Origin of the sequence: Streptococcus mitis, from assembly GCF_003943905.1 — a bacterium.
GTDB lineage: Bacteria > Bacillota > Bacilli > Lactobacillales > Streptococcaceae > Streptococcus > Streptococcus mitis_BC.
This window is the reverse complement of record NZ_RJNS01000002.1, coordinates 106,538-127,125: the sequence shown is the minus strand read 5'-3', so window position 1 is coordinate 127,125 and position 20,588 is coordinate 106,538. Positions and strand designations below refer to the sequence as shown.

Genomic DNA, 20,588 nt, shown 5'->3' with positions numbered 1-20,588 from the left:
GTCCCACCATGACACAAGAATGGTTTGAAAGCGCCGATCTTGAGAAGAAATCAGCTCAGACGAAATCGGAAATCCAACTCGACCAACCAGAGACTTCGGAAACTGTGGAGACCGAACCACAAGCAATCCAAGAAACTCCTATCTTATCTAAGGAGTCGGAAAAGCATGAGGAGGAAGCTCCCGAAACGATAGAAGAAGCCCAAACCGAGGAAGAGGGAGAAGAGAAAGCTGAAGAGAAAGGCAACCAAGAGAACCCTACAAAAGAAAAAAGCATCCTCAGCAAGGCTTTAGAAAGCCCCTATATCCCAGATATTGACCCTCGTAAAACTGCCCGGTTCAAAGAAGAAATCGCACTGTTTTGGACTTGGCTGCTGGATGCTATCCAAGAACCAACTGCTAGCAAGACTACGGACCAAAAGCATCGTTACAGTGTCTTTGGCCTGCTCACCTTGCTGTCTTCGATTAGCCTTTTCTTTAGTATCTATCATATCAAGCACCTCTACTACGGCTATATGGCCTCTATTGCCAATAGTTTACCTAACCAGCTCCCTCCTTTAAATCTCTTTGCTGGACTCTCCATCTTGGTCGCTAGCGCTCTATTTTACTTTTCTATCATTTTGGGAGGCTTTACTGTTCGACGTGTGCTGGACCAGGAGAACGACTTCACATTCCAAGAAGCTTGCAATCGTTACAGCCGACTCTTTGCTATCCCACTTGTCCTAACAGCTCTAGCAAGTTTCTTTGCACTCTTTGGTGGCTTACGATTTGCTGGCATCCTCACTCTTCTAAGCATGGCCATCTTTGCCCTTGGAAATCTCTTTGTGATTAGCAAGCCAAGTAAGACCAATAGTCTTGACCCATTTTATCGTTTCTTGCTAGCTGTCTTACTTGATGGCGCTATTCTCTTACCCTTCTTCATTGCAGAGCTCGCGCTGACAGTAGACTACCTTCGCATCCTGACTTTCTTTTAACCAAAATCCCTGCCATTTATTAATGACAGGGATTTTTATGCTTACTCTTTTTTGAACAAGGGCTACTCGATGCTTGCCAATTCCTCAAAATCTTTTCCCAAAATGGCTTGTACTTCTAGTTGATTGGCATCTAATTGCTGGTAAAATGCTGTTGGTAGTGACTCTAGGAATTTTTCATAATCCAAGCGAGCGATGGATTCGTAGTCTTCGGCTTTTGAACCATCACCAGAAATCGCCACTAGGTCAATCTCCCAAACAAGTTCCTTGCCTGCTAGCTGCTCGGTATAAGGAGCTGGTACAAAGGGTTCCTTTGGCAAAATCGTCTTGACTCCCTGGGCTAGGTGATAGATACCGTGCACCTTGCCTTGAGCATCTGGGTAAAATTTCACACTGGCAAGGTAGGCATCAGAGCCTTGAACCTTCTTGACTAGCTCTTCAAAACGTGCCAATCCATCCTCAGCCAAAAAGCTCTCGAGGTATTCCTTGTTGAGATAGATAGGGGACAAGAGCCCTTGGCAATAGACTAGACGAGCTGCTTTGTCAGCTAGATAATTCTGAACTATTTGTCGGAAATAAGCTTCAAAATCAAATCCTTCTAACCCTTCTACCACTTGCCCCAACTTGCCAGATAAGGCCTGGAGGAGAGCTTCTACAATCTCCCAGTCCGCTCTGGTAAGGAAGTCTGAAATCACCACTTGGTAGCCTTTTCGACTATCCGCATAGTTCACCTTGAAGAGAAATTGCGACTGGCCTACAATCCCACACTCGATATACTCGAGACGATTGAGGGGCTGACGGAGATAGACCGCATCATAACTGTGTGACTCCAAGCCCTCCACCAAGGCCAAGATGGACTTGGCAGTCAAGACCTCCTGTTGTCCTAGAATACTTTCTTTATTTGGGATAAAAAATGTTTTCGCCATAACTGGCCTCCTTTGAAATCGTTTACATATAGTATAATCTATTTTCCTGAAAGATACAGAAACAAACTTTAGTTTTTTAGATATAAAGCATAGAAAAACAGCCCCTAAGGACTGTTTGATGTTATACAGTAGCGACTTGATCCAAGCTTTCACCGATAGCTGCTAGGCGCTCGATTACTTCTGCTTGTGTCAATTCATTTTCTGAAACATAGCGGTTGCGTGGGTGAACACGACACTCGTGTGAGCATCCACGAAGGTACTTGTCTTCATTTTCTTCTGATGTTAGGATACGACGGTTACAGAAGGGATTTCCACAGTTAACATAGCGTTCACATGGTGTTCCATCAAACCAGTCTTTCCCTACGATGGTTGGGTTGACATGATTAACATCTACGGCAATACGCTCGTCAAAGACGTACATTTTCCCATCCCAAAGCTCGCCTTGAACTTCTGGGTCTTTACCATAGGTTGCGATTCCTCCGTGCAATTGGCCGACATCTTTGTAGCCTTCACGAACCATCCAGCCTGAGAATTTCTCACAGCGAACGCCACCTGTACAGTAAACCACGACACGCTTGTCCATGAATTTTTCCTTGTTGTCACGGACCCATTGTGGCAACTCACGGAAGTTGCGGATGTCTGGGCGGATAGCACCGCGGAAATGTCCTAGGTCGTACTCGTAATCGTTACGTGTGTCAAGAACCACTGTATCTTCGTCAAGAAGGGCTTCTTTGAACTCTTTTGGAGACAAGTAAGCACCTGTTGTTTCAAGTGGGTTGATGTCGTTGTCAAAGTCGTTGTCTTCCAAACCAAGGTGGACAATTTCTTTCTTGTAGCGAACAAACATCTTCTTGAAGGCTTGTTCACTTTCTTCGTCAATCTTGAACCAGAGGTCTTCCATGCCTGGGAGGCTGTGAACGTAGTCCATGTATTTTTGAGTTGTTTCGTAGTCACCTGAAACAGTCCCGTTAATTCCCTCGTCAGCGACTAGGATACGGCCTTTGAGACCGATGGATTTACAGAAAGCCAGATGATCCGCCGCAAATTGCTCTGCGTTTTCAATTGGAGTATAAAGGTAGTAAAGTAAGACACGAATATCTTTTGCCATAAGATTTGTTCTCTTTTCTATTCTTAAATTTTCAGAATTTTTCATTCAACTATACTAGTATACCCACTTGGGAAAACGAATGCAATTTATTTGACCGGAAATTGTATAGAGAGACCTGCCACTGCACTTCATCAGTAACCATAGCGAATAACAGATAATTCTCTCAATTTTTTGACTTGCTTAGCTTGACTTTCTGACAAAATCAGCTTATTGTCAATCAATACACGTGAGATGTCAACGTTCATTTGGCTCAGAATAAATGGAGTAGAAGTTCCATCATCCTTTAATCGTCTTTTATAAATAACTAATTGATTTTTCAAGGGAGAAAGTTGAGGCGCATCCTTCATATCTTCCAATAGATGATCTATGATAGTCATCGCTTCACAACACCTTTCTCTACCTCCGGCAAACCATTTTAATGGTGTCATTCTCATTTTCCTCCTGAAATTCGCTTATAAATTGAAAAACTATAATTCCTAACTCGCGCCAGTGTTTTACCCAAACACCCTATGTAAAAAAGTCAGCAAAAATGGCAAGGTCGCTACAATATTATTGATAACATGCACCGCATAGGAAGGATAAATGCTCTTGGTATAATGGGTCAAACCAGCAAAGATGATTCCAAGTGTTGCAAAGAAGAAGATATCTAATAGACTAGGAAAATTTGAAAAATGAGGGAGAGCAAATAAAATGGACGGAAGGATCAAATCAAGACCAAATCTCGAATCTTTAAAGAAGGCGTGTTGAAGTAATCCTCTATAGAGCAACTCTTCCATCAATGGCCCCAGAAAGAATAAGGTTATATAGAGACCTAGCTCGGCAAAGTTAGTCCCACTATAACCGATCAATACGGCCCAACCTTCAGCAGTTGACTGAACGTGTCTAGCTGTTTGAATATTAAAAAATATATGAGCTACCGCTACTAGGGCTGTTAGGATTGAATACCAAAGCCATTTTTTTCTTGGAATGCGAAAGAGATAACCATGGCCTGTCTTAACCAAAATCCAAATCATGACTCCGCTAAATAGCAAACTCAAGATATTTCGAATCCAGAAGAAATTTCCTATCTGAGAAGAAAATTGCCAATAGTTTTGGACAATAAGCGTCAGCTGAGAAAGACCAAATACGAAAAATAGGTAAGAGAAGACACCACTCATTTTAAAAAGAAGACGATACTTTTTCATGACAGACCTCCTGTAGATACATGTGTATCACATCGTCGAAACTCTTAGAACTACTATTTTCTTTTTTTGCATCCTAAAAATCACTACCTCCCCTAGAGAACTAAGGAAGGCAGTGATCACATTTTTAGGAATTAGGAATGAATACACGAAATCAATCGAGCTTATGATTTTTTGTTTTTCAAGAATTCGTCGTATTGTTTTTGCATTTCGTTCAATACTTTTTCGTAGGCACCTTCAGATTTCAATTTTTCCATTAATTCTGGGATTGCTTTATCTGGATCTACAGTACCAGTGTTGATAGCTGTATCGAATTGTTGCATTGTGTTAGAAATTGCTGAAATTTCAGATTTCACACTGTCAGTGTTAAAGATAAATCCAAGTGCTGGAGATTCTTTAGCTTCTGCCAATTGTTTCTTAGAATCTGCAATTTGTTGGTCTGTAACGTTTTCGTTGATGTAAAGAATCCAGTTGTTACCAGTGTTCCATCCACCCATGTGAGTATTTCCTTTGTAGCCATCAAGGACGCGTACACGGTTTTCTTTACCTTCAATTTTTTCCCAGTTCTTGCCTTCTGGACCGTAAACAAGACCGTTCAAGAGTTCTGGGTTCGTGTTCAAGAGGTTCAACACTTCCATTGATTTTTCTTTGTTCTTAGAGTTGTTTGAGATAACAAAGTTGGCAACTTGTGTTGTTTGGTTTTTCTTAATAAAGTTAGTGATTGGTTTGATTTGGATATCTTTGTTCGCAACACGTGAAAGCAAGCTGTTACCGTAGTCAGCTGGTCCTACTGTTTCTTCACGAACGAACCAAGTATCTTGTTGAAGGTCAAATGAAGTGTCGCTTGTTGCTACGTCTTTTGGAATGTATCCTTCTTCATAGAATTTGTGAAGAGTCTTCAAGTGTTCTTTGAAACGAGGTACTTCGTAACGGTTTACGATCTTAGTAGTGTCTCCTTCAAGGTCAATAACAAATGGAAGTCCATTTGGTACTGGGTAGTCAAAGTTATCAGATGGGATAAAGTTCTTCGTAACCGCAAATGGTACTACATCTGGAGCTTTTTCTTTGATTTGTTTCAAGACTGGCTCAAGTGTTTCGTATGAAGTGACACCTGAAATATCGATACCGTATTTAGCAAGAAGTGTTCCGTTGAAGGCAAAGTTTTGAGATGATGCAACGTTAGCTGCAACTGGTACTGCATAGATCTTACCGTTTACAGTGTTCCCTTTGATGTAAGCTGGGTCAAGTGCTTTGTAAAGCTCTGCTCCTTCTTTTTTATACAATTCTGTTAAGTCAGCATAGGCACCTTTTTGAGCATTTACGACATAGTTAGATGCAAATGCGATATCATAGTTTTCACCAGATGATGTGATAACAGACATTTTCTTATCATAGTCACCCCATCCGAGGTATTGGATATCCAATTTGGCACCAACTTTTTCACCGATGATTTTGTTAGCATTTTCTAGCAATTCATCCAAGTTATCTGGTTTGTCACCAATTTGGTACATTTTGATAACAGTTTTTTCACCTGAAGCTGAGTCCGCAGCTTTTTTGTTATTACCTGTAAGGTTTCCACAAGCAGCGAGACCAGCAGCCAAAGCGACTACGCTAGCAGATGCAAAAGCATATTTTTTCCAGTTTTTCATGATAAAAACTCCTTTTTTTATTTTTAAACTTATAAACGATTTAATAATTTTTAACTTCAATCGCTATGATGAAGTTGAGAAGGGAGAAACGGTGTTTCTCAGTAAGTGCTATTCTTTCACACCACCGATGGTCAAACCTTTTACAAAGTAGCGTTGGAAGAATGGATACAGAATCGCGATTGGAAGGGTTGCAACTACAACCATGGCCATACGACCTGTTTCTTTTGGAAGAGCGACTCCCAGTTGGCCAGATAGGCCGACTGCTTTTGCAATGTAGTCCATATTTTGCTGGATTTGCATAAGCAAATATTGCAATGGATACAAGTTATCACTCTTGATGTAAAGAAGGGCGTTGAACCAGTCGTTCCAGAAACCAAGAGCTGTCAAAAGCGTAATGGTTGCGATACCTGGAAGTGACAATGGCAAACAAATCTGGAAGAAGATCCGAGCTTCACTGGCACCATCAATACGAGCAGATTCAAGAATGGCTTCTGGAATGGTCTTCTTGAAGAAGGAACGCATCAAGATGATGTTGAATGGTGAGAGAAGCATTGGAACAATCAAGGCCCAAACCGTATCACCAAGTTGAAGCAAACGAGTCACCACGATATAGCCTGGTACCAAACCAGCATTGAACAACATACTGAGAAGGGCAAAGATCGTAAAGAATCTGCGGTACTTAAAGGTTGTCCGTGAGATGGCGTAGGCATAAGTGGTTGTAATGAAGACGTTGGTCACTGTTCCGACTACGGTTACAAAAACTGAGATAAAGAGTGCTTGGAGGATCTTATCTTTAAACTGAGCTAGGAACTGGAATCCATCTACACCAAATTTCGAAGGGAAAAAGCTATATCCATACTGGAGGATGCTCTTTTCATCTGTCACCGAAATGATGATAACGAAGATAAAGGGCAAGATACAAGAAAGAGCAATCAAACCAGAGATGATACTAAAGAAGATATCTGCCTTCTTACTAAAGGAGTGAATGCCGACATTATCGATTTTTTCTTTTTTAATTTTCTTTTCTGCCATATTCTCCTCCTTTCTAGAACAAAGCTGAGTTTGGATCGACTCGTCTTGCAAGCAAGTTTGATAGGATAACCAGAATCAAACCGACAACGGATTGGTAAAGTCCGGCTGCTGAAGCCATACCGATATCTGCTGTCTGAGTCAAACCATTAAAGACATATACATCCAAAACGTTGGTTACATTGTAAAGCTGACCAGCATTATGCGGGATTTGATAGAAGAGACCAAAGTCTGCACGGAAGATATTTCCGACTGCAAGGATGGTCAATACAGTTACAAGTGGAGTCAACTGAGGAATGGTTACGTTGCGAATACGTTGCCACTTGCTAGCCCCGTCCACTGTTGCTGCTTCGTAGTAGGTTGGGTCAATTCCCATGATTGTCGCATAGTACATGACACTGCTATATCCAAATCCTTTCCAAATACCTAGGAAAAGGAGAAGGTATGGCCAAATGCCTAAGTCAGCGTAGAAGTTGACTTCCTTCATGCCAATGGATGTTAGGAAATGGTTGAAGACCCCTTTGTCAATGTTTAGGAAGGCATCTGTAAAGAAACTAATGATAACCCATGACAGGAAGTAAGGGAACAACATAGACGTTTGGAAAATCTTAACCATTCTCTTAGAGCGAAGCTCGCTGAGGATAATGGCAATCCCTACTGATACAATCAAACCGATAAAGATAAAGCCGAGATTGTAGAGAACGGTATTTCGAGTGATGATAAAGGCATCTTTTGAACTAAACAAGAATCTGAAATTATCTAACCCGACCCATTTACTATTCACAATACTATCTATGAAACCATTACTGGTCATATGGTAGTCTTTAAAGGCGACCACATTCCCAAATACTGGAATGTAAAAGAATAGAATCAACCAGAGTGCCCCTGGTAAAACCATCAAGAGAAAGATCCAGTTATCTCTCAAGGTCTTTGAAAACTTTTTCATAATTTCCTCCCTTTTTATTCCTAAAAACTGATTTCATCGAATTTTTAGGTTTGATAACGATTACATTATTAGTATACTCCTATTTGAAGGCTAGGTTAAACTACTAATTATAGAAAAAACTCCACAAATTATTTTTTGTGGAGAAGTTTTTTATAAGAAATAGGTTTCACGAGAAACACTCTGCATACGATAAATGTATTTCCTCTTTACTAATTGAAAACTTGTTCTAATATTGGGTGATGAAACTCGACAAAATGAACCTGGGCATTTATGATAGCCCCTGATTCATTTTTATCAATCTCTGGTCTTCCTTCGGTATGTAAAAGAGCAGGATTACCATCCTTGTAGCCAAAGAGAATCACCTCTGTCTCTGCTTCATTCACATAGCAAGCTAGGATTTCAAACCGCCCAGAACCTGAACCTGCACTATACACATACCATTTAAAAGTATAATTCACCCCATCTACTTGTCCAAATTGCATTATCTGGTCTGGCACTGCTAGTCCATAGTAGTGACCATATGTTGCTAAGTTAGTTGACTTAAATCTTTCACCTTTACTATCCGAATAGGATTCCATGGTTGTTTTTATCTTGTCTATTAAAGAACTATTATCTGTATCTGGCTCGCTCTCTGTGGTTACACTTGTTTTTAATAGAAATTCCTTAAAACGTTGCGCTAAGTCTGTATTCTCAGTCTCTTCAAAATTTGCAGTAGGGATAGTTTCCAGTGTCTTATCGGTATGCAAGACCTGTGCTTGCCCATCCTTCAGTGTAAATAGGTAGAAATGTTTGTCCTGATTGTCATAGTAAGCATCCAAAATCAAGTAGGCATAAGCATTGTCACTCGATACTCCAAAAACATTCCATTTGACACTTTTCTGAGAGACTGTTGTAGTTTCTAATTTTTTGATTAGTTCATTTTTTTCATCAAAGTTTGCATGCTCTAATCTATGATAGGACTGCCCCATAGAAGAAGCCCAGCTTGCAAACTCTTCCTCCCACTTTTCGGTATTGTATTGGATTAGCTTCTGAAAATCCGAGTAGTTCTTCATAATCAAGGCTTGATCAGTCGGATTAGATAACTCAAGTTCTTCCATGGCTGCAACTGTAGCAGCCATAGGTGATTGGACGGTTGTATCCTTATGATTTTTTTCGTGCGAAAGAGCCTTTTGATAGGAATCTGCTAAATAGTGAAAATAGTTGGTTGTCTCCTTGGTTTGTTGCTCCCTTGGTATTGACGGACTAGTTGCTCCATCCTCTGTCGTTTTATGGCAGGCAGATAAGACTAGCATGCTAGTAGCTAGGACTAGTAGTAGCTTTTTCATGGTCAGACCTCCAAACTATCTTTCTACCTTCATTATACTCCTTCCCTATCTCCAAATCAAAAAACATCTCCATGTGTTTAAAAGGAGATGTTTATCTGTTTGTGACAAATGCCTAAGTCGTATAAATCGTCGATGCTGTCGCAATGGTATGCCACTGGTTGGCTGTTGTGGCTGCGAAGTCCTTGTCTCCATAAAAATCAGTAAATGGAAGGATTTCGACTTCTAATTCTTCGATGTGGGCAATCTGACCTGCCAGATAAGCCTCTATACGGCTTTCTGCTCGTTTGATACGTTGCAAGAGTCCGCCCATACGGATATCGACTGTATCCAAGCCAAAGACCTTGTTTTCTTTCAGCCATTGATTGCTAAATAGGGCATGGAAGTTCTCAATCTCGTTTCTGAGTTCTGGTAATTCTTGTCTAGCGATTGCTTTTAGACTTTCTTTGTCGTTTACTTGGTAGGCCTGACGAATGCGTCGTCCAACATCGACTTTGCTACTTAAAATCTGGTTCAACTGAGCCTGAGTTTCAAAGAGATAAGCGTAAATGCCTGCTTTTTCTTTGATAGCAGCAAGCGTCTCAGCTGCCTGAGCAAAGTGCGGTTTGTCCTGTTCAGGTGTCATGTGTCGATCAAGAATCGGACAGAGAACATCCTGATAAAAGACATAGCGGTTGGGATTGATCCCGCTGAGATTGCCTGGTAGGTCTGGCAAGAGATTAGCAAGGTCAATCTGCATAAATTCCTCAACTGATAGACCTGTATTGGTCTTGAAGTGAGCAGACAAACGGTCGAGGTTATTGCGGTAGCTGAGTTCTGCCCAGATTTGCAGACTTGGTAGGATAGAAAACTGGGCAGTTTCACCACCATTATCTCCCCAACCCGTCACGATGACTTCTTTGATGTCATTAGCACGACAAGCTTTATTGGCCTCCATAGCAATGAGACGGCTGAAATGGTTGTTGGGCGTAAACCCAATCCACTTCCAAGCCCCACCTGCAAAGGCAATATCTTGGCTAATCTTGTGATGGTTGCGGAAATTGCGGTTGTATTTTTCCTCGCTATCCTGATAATAGTCCCAGTAAACCAAGGTTACACGGTCTTTGAGACGATCTAGGTAGACACGAGTTTCCTCTGGAATCTCCACGTCACGATCGTACTGGCCATCTGTTGACATGAGTTTAAAGAACATATCGCTCCACATTTGGCAGTGGAAACCATACTTGTCAGCAATATCTAATACGCGCTCCAAGTGTTGGCACATGAGAAGACTACGGTCCACAACACCGTTCAAGATGAGATAGCGTCCCAAGCCAACCAAGTGGGCCTCATCCATCCCGATATTGACCTTGCGAGTCTGCAGTTTAGACAGAGTGGCAAACATGCCATCAATCAGGTCATAAACCTTTTCTTCACCAATAAGGAGAATGTCCTCCACATCACGAAGCTCTTGCACTTCCTTAACACCCCATTTGACAAAGGCCGACAAGTGGGCCAAGGTCTGGATACAGGGCACAAAGGTCATCTCAAACTGCTGGGCATAGGCTTCGATTTCCTGCAACTCTTCAGCTGAATAAGCCCCACGGAAGTAACCAAAGTATGGCTGCCCCTCAATCTGGTAGGTGTCTTCCATATAAAGCTCAAAGGTTGAGTAGCCCATGAGAGCCAAGACCTCAATCATCTGCTTGGCAGATATGACATTCAAAACTGCATTGCGCGAACAGTCAGCCATATAGGCCAACTCTTCGTAAGCAGCTTGTTCTTCAATATCCACTTTATCATCTTCTGCCAGAGCTGTTGCCAACAAGGACAAGGCACGGTAGAGTTGGTGAGGTTTGCGATAGGTTAGTTGATAGTGTCCGCTTTCACCCTTGATAGAGATAGAGGCTTGATCAGACTGAGCGACTGCTACCTCTACATCTGCTAGCGAAATGTGCTTTTTAAGCAACTCTAATGCTTGCGCTTGTTTGGGACTAAGTCCTATAAAAACTACCATTGGTTTTCCTCCTGTAGCCAGTTGACAAGGGCACCGTAGAGATTGGCATCTGCATGATAGGTGCAAGCTTGGATAACAGGTGCGACCGTGTATTCTTCGTAGCTTTCGACAAATTCATCGACGGCTTTTTTAACACCTTGGATGAAGTCTGGATTTTGACTGATAGAGCCTCCAAGACTAATGACATCTGGATCGATGAGATACTGGATATTGAGCAAACCTTGAGCCAGATTGCGATTCATGCGCTCGATAGCTTCTTGGCAAAGGGCATTTCCAGCTGCAGCCTCTTGGTAAATCTTGCGACCATCCCAGTCAGTCTGACCAGATTTTTCAATCACGTATCGAACCATGTTCCCTGTAGATGCTAGTTGCGACCAGTTGTTAAGCTTTTCTGCTGGTGCAATGGTTGTCATGTAGCCAAACTCTCCTCCCAAGCCGTGGCGACCTCGGTGAAGTTTGCCATTGATTATCATAGCTCCGCCAATTCCTGTCCCAATCACGACACAGGCAGCATTTTCAATTTCTGGGTGAACTAGCAATTCACTAAGTCCAACACAGTTGGCATCATTTTCCAGATGAACAGGTAGCTGATGATGAGCAAGCATCTCATACCAAGAAAAGCCATGGATGTAAGGCACGGCACTGATTCCCTCAATCACACCTGTTTCTTGATTGACCGCACCTGGAACGCTCATAGCAATCCCGCTGTAATCCTGTTCTGATAAGCGTTGGTCTAGCCATGCCAGTAAATCTTCTAGGGTTTCTGGTGTCGGTGTACTTGTCTTATCTAGTATTTTTCCATCAGGAGTCAGACTGGCAAACTTAATCCCAGTCCCTCCGATATCAATGGTTGCAATGGTCATTGTTCTTTACCGTAAAAAGGGGCGAATCAGCAGTTAGTCCTTACTCTTTCGCCCCTCCTTTCTATCTCATAGTATTAGTTATCAAACACTTTAAAACTGTTAAATGTCTTCTTTTTTGATCAATTCTGTGCGAATTTCTTGTGGTGCTAATAGTCCTGAATGAACTGGATATGGTCGTTCAAGCAAGTCCAAAATGGTTTGCTGGTGTTCTGATATACGTACATTTTCTTGACTCATATTGTAGTAACGAAGTACATATCCTTCTTCATTTTCAGCTACCTTAAAGGCTGTCGGGCAGACTTGTGGCAAGCTGAGCGCCGCATGGCTCAAGAGGCTGCCAGTCGCTGCCACACTTCCTTCTTGTTTAGCAACTTGAAGACTAGTGAATGGTGTTTGGAAGGCTTTGGCACGACGGAAGGCTGAGAAGCGTTCTTGGGCTTGATGGCATTCCAGAGCAAACTCGACTTCAAACTCACGCAAGCACTGAGCTTCTGGTGTCGGGAAGTAACCCCAGTCACCTAGCTCACCTGATGCACGAAGAATGGTCACTGCAATGGTGTCATCTCCAAGGATTTCATACTCGTGCAATCCTTTATTGGCCACTGTCACCCCTTTTTCATCATACAGACTGACAAAGGCTTGTTGGTGTTGAGGATTTTCAGGATTTTCCCATGAAGCCGCTGGTTTATTTGGTCGTGTCACCACCTCATAAATGCTTTCCGAATCATTGCTTGGACGCGTATTATGAGTCTTGACCAAGAGACGAATACGGTGGTCCTTAGCGGTGTTGGTAAAGCGAGTCTTGAAGCGGATCTGTGGATTGTCAACAAAGACGGTCATCTCTGTTTCAAGAAGAATGCTTGTCCATTCATCTGAGCGTCTAGCTTCACGCGTCATAAACTCGATGATACCTCTTTGTTCCGCATCCAGTTTTTCATCAGCACTTACTGGAATTGTCAATTCATGCTTGAGCAAGATCTTGGCAAAACGAGCTGTATTTTCCAAGACCTCATAACCTGTCAACTCTGCGTAAATAGGCTCTGTTCCTTTTGGTTGGAAATAGATGTACTCATTTCCGATGTCACCACGGTCTTCAAAGCGAACAACATCTTCATACGCTTCATGAGTTGTCTTGTCGTAGACTGTGATATTTTCATCCACACTGACCGTTACAAATGGCGTATCAATCACTCCATTTTGGTAAATACCGTCACGGTGTTCCTGTTCTCCTTCGAGCAATTGGAAGGTTGTCCAAGAAAGTGGTGCTAGATGAACAGGTACTGTCACGCGCACTTGACGAGCAATGCGAGCCTGACGGAACTTGTCTTTTGGCAAATCATACTCAAAATTAGCTCCCAGATCTTCGATTTTCGCTTCTACAGCATGCCCTTCCAAGTCTTCGACACGGTAGCTTGGCAAGGTCAAGGCTGCCATCTTCTTATAGCCTTCTGTTGGGTGCAATTCTTTGAAATCACAAGTCGCTACATCAATCACGGTGCTGACTGTATCAACCTTGTCATGCAAGCCTGTGTTAATGACGGTAAAGAGATGGTCGCTTTGGGCTTCGTGGGTTGCGATTTTACCCTTCCATTCGTTGAGAAGGTTGGTCTTAACAAAGTTTCCGACTTGGCTGACCTTGGCAAAACGTGTCTCCATCTCACGGTGAACCTCGTCCACGCTACAGCCACAGATACTATCATGCGGTGCATTTTGTAGAAGGACTTTCCAAGCATAGGTCAACTGGTCCTTATGGTTGTGCCCACCAGTGATGACAGTCAATGGCTCCACTACTTGTTCTAGGAGGTTGCTATTTTCTTGGAAAGCTTGTTTGAGGTAAATACGGGATGAAGAAGTGTTAGCAAGTGTATACCAACCGTCTGTTTCTTGACTGGTCAACTCACCCGTAACGGTAGATAGTTGCTCAGGTAGAGCACTTTCTACTGCATGGACATAGTCATCAAATGAACTATGAACAAAAGTCACATCTGGGAAGAGTTCATTGGCCACACGAATGGCTTCGCTCAGATTTCGCTGTACAGGCTGGTGGTCACATCCGTTCATCATCAACCATTGGTTGGTCGAAGCGTAGTCACGCACGTCTGACAATTTTTGTTTCCAGAAAGTTAGGGCCTCGTCCTTATCAACTGGGATTTCATTCCCGTTACTGTACCAGTTGGCAAAGAGGATACCGAGGACGCGGCTTCCGTCCGCACCCTGCCAGTACATTTCTGAAAACTGGGAAGTAAACTGCTCATCTTCGAGAACTTGGTTGTCAAATCCAATCGGCTTCACACCACGCCCAAAGGCTGCCACGTGAATGCCTGATTTCTGAAGGATTTGAGGAGCTTGTCCCATATTTCCAAAGGTATCTGGGAAGTAACCAATCTGAGTGGATTTGCCCCATTTTGCACATTCTGCTTGACCAATCAAGGTATTGCGGACGTTGGCTTCACTTGAAATCAAGTAATCATCCTGCAAGATGTAAAAGGGACCAATTTTGAGTTTGCCTTCGTCAATGTAACCTTGGACTTTGTCGCGATTTTCAGGGCGAATTTCCAAATAGTCATCCAGGACAATGGTTTGTCCATCCAAGTGGAAACTCTTAAACTCAGGGTCATTTTCAAAGAGATCAAAAAGATTGTCAAACAACTCCACCAACTGCATACGGTGGCTTTCAAAAGGTAAGTACCACTCACGGTCCCAGTGACTATGTGAGATAATATGTACAACAACATTTTCCATGAAGTAAAACCTCATTCTAAATTTAAATTTTAACGTTTTAAATGTAAAGGTGTGATTCTTTCCTAGAATCAGTTGAGCGAAAGCATGCTCCTTATACTCAATGAAAATCAAAGAGCAAACTAGGAAGCTAGCCGCAGGTTGCTCAAAGCACTGCTTTGAGGTTGTAGATAGAGCTGACGAAGTCAGTAACATCTATACGGCAAGGTAAAGCTGACGTGGTTTGAAGAGATTTTCGAAGAGTATTAGCGTATATCCAAGTAATCCAAGACCAACTCACAGAACATCATGTTGGCCCATGAGAACCATTCGCGAGAGTAGAGCGTTGGATCATCTACGTGGAAGCTTTCATGCATGACACCTGTCCCACCATCACAGGCAACGAGCTGATCGAGCAAGAATTTCTTCTCCGCCTTATCTCTTGTTGTCAAGCCTTGGATAGAAAGGGCGATTGGCCAGATATAGCGATAGAAGGTATGAGAACTTCCGAGACCGCTAGCGTATGCTCCTTGGTAGAAGTATGGATTTTCAGGGCTCAGAATGGTGCGACGAGTTTCTTGGTAAACCTCATCGTCGATCGCACAGTATCCAAGATATGGAGCAGCCAGTAGACTTGGCACGTTTGGATCATCCATGATGCTAGCATTTCCTAGACCATCCACTTCAAAGGCATAAATCTTTTCACCCTTGCTGTTAGTAGTGTAGGCGTAATTTTCGATGCCTTCTTGGATTTCAGCCTGGAGACGATTAGCGTCTGAGATGATGTTTTGGCTATCAGCTAGGTCTAGTTCTGCAAAGATTTCTTGCACATAACCCAAGACAACGACCGCAAACATATTGGATGGAATCAAATAGCTATACTGACAGCAGTCATCACTCGGGCGGAAGGCTGACCAAGTCATACCTGTCAGGGCAAAGTCAGGTCCAAATCCATCATTTACCAGAGTATCTTCCTTGCGGTCTGTATCCCGAACAAAACGATAAGGTGAATTGTTGTGGTCTTGTTCCACTGCCCAAAGATGAAGAATTTCCTTGGTCGCTGCGACAAAAGCATCATCAAACTGACTGGTTTCCCCTGTTTCTTTCCAAAGGAGATAAGCCAACTGCAAAGGATAGCAAAGGGAGTCCACCTCATACTTGCGTTCCCAAATCCAGCCGTTAAGGTCTGTGTGGTCTGTCTCATGGTGACCCTTCCAGTTCTCCTCAATGTTAAAAGAGTTGGCATAAGGATCCTTGAGCACTAAGGTCATCTGACGCTTGACCAAACCTGCAATGGTCTGACGCAAGAGAGGATCTCTTTTAGCCACATGAAGATAGGGTCTGAGTTGGGCAGTCGAATCACGAAGCCACATAGCAGGAATATCCCCTGTCAGTACAAAGGTCGAACCATCTTCTAGGATTTCAACCGTATTGTCCAAGGTGTCTGTGTAGCAACGCTCAAAGACTTCCACCCACTCCGGATGGTCCTTAGCCCGCTCCGCTACTTCATCTAGCCATTCTCTAACAATTTCTTTCGAATAAATCATCGTGCAGTTTCCTCTTTCAAACAAGTTTCATGTTCAGTATAAAGCTTTTAGCTTAGAAAATATATACACAAATGTTAGTCATTTCTCTACAAAATTGCTTTCTTTTGAACTCCATATCTAAAGGCCCCCTTTTTCTGATATAATGTAGAAAAATAGCTAAAGGAAAGACTATGAAACCACTACTTGAAACCATCGATACCCGCTTTGGTACTGCCAGCAAACATGCCTTTTCTCGAGGAAATACCCTGCCCTACACAGGCGTACCTTTTGGGATGAATTATTTTGTTCCCCAGACCAGTGAGCAGGAGGGAGCTTGGTTTTTCGATCCGCATCTGCCCATCTTTCAGGGGATTCGCTTAACCCACCAGCCCAGCCCTTGGATTGGCGACTATTCTTGGCTACTCCTAACACCTGTCACAGGCCAGCTTGGGGGAGACAGTCTCTTTCACCGCCAGTCCTCTTATGATATCGAAAAAGCCTCTTTCCAACCTCATTATCTGAAGATTTTCTCCCTGCGCTATCAGATTGAAGCCCAACTGACACCGACTTGCTACGGCGCTTCTATTCGCCTAGAGCAAAAGCAAGGCAAAGCCCTCTCCCTCTACCTTCACGTGGCAGATGACTTGACAGTCAAGCAAGTAGATAAGCGGACTCTGGCCCTAAGACAAGAAGGTAAAACTGAGACTAACAAAAATCTACTAACTATGTTCACTGCCCTGCAAATGAATACGGATATTCTTGCTGTCAGCCAAGAAGGTGGAGACTGGCGAATTGACCTAGCAGATGGTCATGCCGAGATTCGGCTAGCGGCTTCTTTCATCTCCCCTTCTCAAGCTCTGCTTAATATACCTCAAAAGGACTTTGATAGCTGTAAAGCAAGTGCGAAAGCGGACTGGGAAAATCTCCTCCATCGTTTTGATGTGCTGGAGACAGGAGAGGCTGACCGAACCTTCTTTGACCACTGCCTTTACAGACTCTTTCTCTTCCCGCAGACTTTTTATGAGGTTGATGAATCAGGGCAAGCCATCCACATGGATCTGGCTACTGGTACTGTCAAGCACGGTGTCCTCTTTAGCAACAATGGTTTCTGGGATACCTTCCGAACTACATTTCCCCTCTTTGCCCTTATCATACCAGAACACTATCACCGCTTTTTAGAGGGTTTCCTCAATAGCTACCGCGATACTGGATTCCTTCCAAAGTGGCTAGCTCCAGATGAACGTGGCATGATGCCCGGTACCCTGCTAGATGGCATTATCGCGGATAGCGCCTGCAAGGACATGGCTCCCGACTTGGAAGAAGAACTCCTTCAAGCCATGCTTGAAACAGCCACCAAGTCCGACCCTCTCGGCATCAATGGTCGCCACGGACTAGCCCAATACCAAGAGCTTGGCTACCTCTCTACCGACCACCACGAAAGTGTCAGCCATACCCTAGACTATGCCTATAGTGATTTTTGCATCGCTAGCTGTGCCGAAAAGCTTGGTCAGAATGACATCGCTGAGACTTATCGGACAGCATCACAAAATTACCAGCATCTATTTGACGCTGAAACAGGTTACATGCGAGCGCGAAATTGTCAAGGAAACTTCCGTCCTGACTTCTCTCCATACAGTTGGGGACGCGACTACGCCGAATGCTCTGCCATTCAAGCGACTTTAGGCGTCCTCCACGACATCCCAGGTTTGCGTCAACTCATGGGTGGAAAAGAAACCTTTAGCAACTATCTTTTGAAAACCTGTCAGGACGCTCCTCTCTTTGAGACGACAGGCTATGGTTACGAGATTCATGAAATGAGCGAGATGGCTACTTCTCCCTTTGGACAACTCGCCATTTCCAACCAGCCTAGCTTTCACATCCCTTATCTCTTCCGCTATAGCAACTACCCAGACTACACTGCCCTTCTCATCAAAACCCTGCGTCAGAAAGCCTTTCACCCAAGCTGGGAAGCCTATCCTGGCGATGAGGACAATGGTAGTCTCTCTGCTTGGTACATCTGGTCAGCTCTTGGTTTTTATCCGACCTGTCCAGGCAAGCCCAGCTACGATCTCGGAATTCCTCTCTTTGACCACCTCCGTATCTACCTGGCTAAGGAAAATAAATGGCTGGATATACATGCCGAGCAAAACTACAGCCATTTCAACTTTGTCAAAGAATGCCGATTGGACAAGTCCCCAGTATCTAGCATTCAACACCAAGACCTCTTGAAAGCTGAGCAACTGACCTTCACCCTCAGCTGGTTGCCAAGTCACTCATAACCAAAAGAACCTTTGCATGACGCAAAGGTTCTTCTTTTATGAAACTTGGACCTGAAGCTGGTCAACCAGCTCCCCATCTAGCGTTAAATTCAGATAAAAATCAAGGATTTTATCTCCTGCAAAATACAAGGTTGGCAGCGTCAGCCTTTTTTTATTCTCACCAACTTGAAACGCAAGGACTTGAGTCTCGTCCCGATAGGCGACACCATGCACACCCGTCCCTGGTTGAATCGAAATCTTAGCTTCCAAAGGACTGCTAGATTCTCTGCGCCTCACTGTAAAGTGGACATTTTCTCCCTTTGCCACAGCTAGACTTTTTTCTAAGAACTCTAGTTGCTGAACAGCTTCTTTTCTCGACAAGGTAGGTGTTTTATAGAGTGAAATCTTGGTCAACAAAGGCAAAGCCTGGGCCTCTGTAATGATGACACGAATCTTCTGCGCCTTAACGACTGATCCTCGTAAGAAGCGTTTGTAACCAACAGTATAGCCGGATCCAAACTCCTGCCAAACACCATCCAACTCTACCTGAACACGGAAAGCAGCGATGCGTTGCCCCAGCTTCAAATCTTCTCTTAACTCAATCACATCAAAAGTCTTGGGAGTTCCTAAATCAATCTCTAACTGGATTGGCAACTCTGCATCACTTGCCCAAGAACTAGCCTCCAGTCCATCTGTCATATGATGACCGGCATAGTCTGGTGATAGAGCAGGGCCAGATACCTTAGCTCCCAAAGCCAAATCTTCTTTATATAGCTCGTCACGGTAGGTAGCAAATTCATAGAGACGCTGGATATCCTTTTCGTCAAAGAGGCCATCTTGATTCGGTGGGATATTAAGCAAGAGTGGGGTTCCCCGCCCTACCGAGTGAAAGTAGATTTCGACCAACTCCTCAAGAGACTTAGGGTCCTGATCCTCATGGTAAAACCAGCCCGGCCGAAGAGAAACATCTGCCTCACCGATTGAAAATAGCGTCCCAAAGGGGTCTCCGTGCTGTAGATAATCTAATTCCGCCTCTGTCCCCAACTGGTCTGGCTTGACTTTTTGCCACAAGGGATCCCCTGCATAGCCTCGTTCATTGCCAATCCAGCGAATACTGGTCCCTTCAGTTGAGAAAATCAAACAATCGCCCTGCAAGTCACGAATGGTTTCAAACCAAGTCTCAAATTCATAGTTGACTTTTTGGGCCCCTTCGCCTCGAGCACCATCCATCCACACCTCAGCAAACTTCCCAGCATTGCCATAAGCAGGATTTGACAAGATTTCCTTCAATTGAGCCAGATAGTAGGCATTGTAGTCCGCTTCTTGGCCCACGTGATAGAGGGGGCTGTGAGCATCCCAAGGAGACAAATACACTCCCATGTCCATGTCAAACTCAGTTACAGCTTTGGAAACCTCAAGGAGCAAGTCCCCCTTTCCATCCCTCCAAGGGCTAGCCTTGACCGAATAATCTGTATGGGCCGTCGGGTAGAGGACAAAACCATCGTGGTGCTTAACCACCAAAATCAGTTTTTTAAAACCCGTTTCTTTGAGTACCCGAACCCATTCACGCGCATCCAACTTAGTCGGGTTAAAACGCTTGGGATCCTGCCCACTTCCCCATTCTTGGTCATAAAAGGTATTGGGGCCAAAATGGATAAAGGCAGCTAGTTCATCCTCTAAATAAGCTAGCTGGGCCTGACTTGGCAATGGTCCATGTGGTTTTATTTTCGTCATCATCTCACATCTCTTTCTCTTGTTCACAAAGTTATCCACAACTTGTGGATAAGAAAACATGCCTAAAAACTAGTTTTTCTAGACTCCAGCTCTTTGACTTTGAACCTATCACCTTCAGCAAACTCTGCTCAAATCCCCACTGCACTAGGATTTCTACTAGAAAGCTGGCCAGTTACTAGTTGCCGGTACTATTATCAAGACCCCTCTAGGATATTAGCTGAATGTCCTGCTCTCCCCAGACTTATCCACAACTTGTGAATAAACCCTTCTTCCTAGTTCTTACCTCGTTGACTATAACAAAAAATCTAGGTACCGTCAATAAGACAAGGCTGTCTTCCTAAATACTCGGAAAAGATTCTATAAT

At 43.5% G+C, this 20,588-nt stretch carries 15 protein-coding genes; 2 read left to right on the top strand and 13 right to left on the bottom strand.

Annotation, left to right across the window (positions count from 1 at the left end; genetic code table 11):
• The first annotated feature begins 8 nt into the window (after positions 1 to 8).
• Positions 9 to 971, top strand: coding sequence for a DUF6574 domain-containing protein (locus D8854_RS04240; protein WP_084948257.1), 963 nt, complete (start codon positions 9 to 11; stop codon positions 969 to 971).
• Positions 972 to 1,033: 62 nt separating this feature from the next.
• Here D8854_RS04240 and D8854_RS04235 read toward each other — a convergent pair whose 3' ends face one another.
• The 12 genes from D8854_RS04235 to D8854_RS04180 form a co-directional block, all read right to left on the bottom strand.
• Positions 1,034 to 1,894, bottom strand: coding sequence for a DUF4299 family protein (locus tag D8854_RS04235; protein ID WP_125449853.1), 861 nt, complete (start codon positions 1,892 to 1,894; stop codon positions 1,034 to 1,036).
• 121 nt (positions 1,895 to 2,015) lie between these two features.
• The gene (locus D8854_RS04230) at positions 2,016 to 3,002 is read right to left on the bottom strand and encodes a rhodanese-related sulfurtransferase (RefSeq protein ID WP_001030023.1); all 987 of its coding nucleotides are present in this window, start codon (positions 3,000 to 3,002) and stop codon (positions 2,016 to 2,018) included.
• A gap of 131 nt (positions 3,003 to 3,133) precedes the next feature.
• A complete protein-coding gene (locus D8854_RS04225; protein WP_185768066.1) occupies positions 3,134 to 3,430 on the bottom strand; it encodes a bacteriocin immunity protein in 297 nt (98 codons plus the stop codon).
• Between the two features lie 66 nt (positions 3,431 to 3,496).
• A complete protein-coding gene (locus tag D8854_RS04220) occupies positions 3,497 to 4,186 on the bottom strand; it encodes a CPBP family intramembrane glutamic endopeptidase (RefSeq protein ID WP_125449849.1) in 690 nt (229 codons plus the stop codon).
• Between the two features lie 161 nt (positions 4,187 to 4,347).
• Positions 4,348 to 5,832, bottom strand: a complete 1,485-nt coding sequence (locus D8854_RS04215) for an ABC transporter substrate-binding protein (protein WP_125449847.1) — start codon at positions 5,830 to 5,832, stop codon at positions 4,348 to 4,350.
• 108 nt (positions 5,833 to 5,940) lie between these two features.
• A complete protein-coding gene (locus D8854_RS04210; protein ID WP_000818344.1) occupies positions 5,941 to 6,864 on the bottom strand; it encodes a carbohydrate ABC transporter permease in 924 nt (307 codons plus the stop codon).
• Positions 6,865 to 6,877: 13 nt separating this feature from the next.
• Positions 6,878 to 7,807 (bottom strand): ABC transporter permease, encoded by a 930-nt coding sequence (locus D8854_RS04205; protein ID WP_000714584.1) that lies wholly within the window; start codon positions 7,805 to 7,807, stop codon positions 6,878 to 6,880.
• A gap of 209 nt (positions 7,808 to 8,016) precedes the next feature.
• Positions 8,017 to 9,132 carry a DUF4767 domain-containing protein gene (locus D8854_RS04200; RefSeq protein ID WP_125449845.1) on the bottom strand — a complete coding sequence of 372 codons (1,116 nt, stop codon included), beginning with the start codon at positions 9,130 to 9,132 and terminating at the stop codon, positions 8,017 to 8,019.
• 112 nt (positions 9,133 to 9,244) lie between these two features.
• Positions 9,245 to 11,125 carry a beta-N-acetylhexosaminidase gene (locus D8854_RS04195; protein WP_125449843.1) on the bottom strand — a complete coding sequence of 627 codons (1,881 nt, stop codon included), beginning with the start codon at positions 11,123 to 11,125 and terminating at the stop codon, positions 9,245 to 9,247.
• The gene (locus D8854_RS04190) at positions 11,119 to 11,988 is read right to left on the bottom strand and encodes an ROK family protein (protein ID WP_084925394.1); all 870 of its coding nucleotides are present in this window, start codon (positions 11,986 to 11,988) and stop codon (positions 11,119 to 11,121) included. Before D8854_RS04190 ends, D8854_RS04195 begins: the two co-directional genes overlap by 7 nt.
• A 99-nt stretch (positions 11,989 to 12,087) precedes the next feature.
• On the bottom strand, positions 12,088 to 14,730 hold the full coding sequence (locus tag D8854_RS04185; RefSeq protein ID WP_084925392.1) for an alpha-mannosidase: 2,643 nt from the start codon (positions 14,728 to 14,730) through the stop codon (positions 12,088 to 12,090).
• A gap of 242 nt (positions 14,731 to 14,972) precedes the next feature.
• On the bottom strand, positions 14,973 to 16,253 hold the full coding sequence (locus D8854_RS04180; protein WP_125449841.1) for a glycoside hydrolase family 125 protein: 1,281 nt from the start codon (positions 16,251 to 16,253) through the stop codon (positions 14,973 to 14,975).
• Positions 16,254 to 16,423: 170 nt separating this feature from the next.
• Here D8854_RS04180 and D8854_RS04175 point away from each other — a divergent pair, with 170 nt between their 5' ends.
• Positions 16,424 to 18,511 carry a GH92 family glycosyl hydrolase gene (locus D8854_RS04175; RefSeq protein ID WP_125449839.1) on the top strand — a complete coding sequence of 696 codons (2,088 nt, stop codon included), beginning with the start codon at positions 16,424 to 16,426 and terminating at the stop codon, positions 18,509 to 18,511.
• A 36-nt stretch (positions 18,512 to 18,547) separates the two neighbouring features.
• Here the strand turns inward: D8854_RS04175 and D8854_RS04170 are convergent, their stop codons facing one another.
• On the bottom strand, positions 18,548 to 20,224 hold the full coding sequence (locus tag D8854_RS04170; RefSeq protein ID WP_185768071.1) for an alpha-L-fucosidase: 1,677 nt from the start codon (positions 20,222 to 20,224) through the stop codon (positions 18,548 to 18,550).
• Positions 20,225 to 20,588: the final 364 nt, after the last annotated feature.

Coding starts and splice junctions, on each gene's coding strand:
- D8854_RS04195 (WP_125449843.1), bottom strand. CDS start 11,125: ATGGTAGTTTTTATAGGACTTAGTCCCAAACAAGCGCAAGCATTAGAG.
- D8854_RS04190 (WP_084925394.1), bottom strand. CDS start 11,988: ATGACCATTGCAACCATTGATATCGGAGGGACTGGGATTAAGTTTGCC.
- D8854_RS04170 (WP_185768071.1), bottom strand. CDS start 20,224: ATGACGAAAATAAAACCACATGGACCATTGCCAAGTCAGGCCCAGCTA.
- D8854_RS04230 (WP_001030023.1), bottom strand. CDS start 3,002: ATGGCAAAAGATATTCGTGTCTTACTTTACTACCTTTATACTCCAATT.
- D8854_RS04225 (WP_185768066.1), bottom strand. CDS start 3,430: ATGACACCATTAAAATGGTTTGCCGGAGGTAGAGAAAGGTGTTGTGAA.
- D8854_RS04200 (WP_125449845.1), bottom strand. CDS start 9,132: ATGAAAAAGCTACTACTAGTCCTAGCTACTAGCATGCTAGTCTTATCT.
- D8854_RS04205 (WP_000714584.1), bottom strand. CDS start 7,807: ATGAAAAAGTTTTCAAAGACCTTGAGAGATAACTGGATCTTTCTCTTG.
- D8854_RS04185 (WP_084925392.1), bottom strand. CDS start 14,730: ATGGAAAATGTTGTTGTACATATTATCTCACATAGTCACTGGGACCGT.
- D8854_RS04220 (WP_125449849.1), bottom strand. CDS start 4,186: ATGAAAAAGTATCGTCTTCTTTTTAAAATGAGTGGTGTCTTCTCTTAC.
- D8854_RS04215 (WP_125449847.1), bottom strand. CDS start 5,832: ATGAAAAACTGGAAAAAATATGCTTTTGCATCTGCTAGCGTAGTCGCT.
- D8854_RS04180 (WP_125449841.1), bottom strand. CDS start 16,253: ATGATTTATTCGAAAGAAATTGTTAGAGAATGGCTAGATGAAGTAGCG.
- D8854_RS04240 (WP_084948257.1), top strand. CDS start 9: ATGACACAAGAATGGTTTGAAAGCGCCGATCTTGAGAAGAAATCAGCT.
- D8854_RS04210 (WP_000818344.1), bottom strand. CDS start 6,864: ATGGCAGAAAAGAAAATTAAAAAAGAAAAAATCGATAATGTCGGCATT.
- D8854_RS04175 (WP_125449839.1), top strand. CDS start 16,424: ATGAAACCACTACTTGAAACCATCGATACCCGCTTTGGTACTGCCAGC.
- D8854_RS04235 (WP_125449853.1), bottom strand. CDS start 1,894: ATGGCGAAAACATTTTTTATCCCAAATAAAGAAAGTATTCTAGGACAA.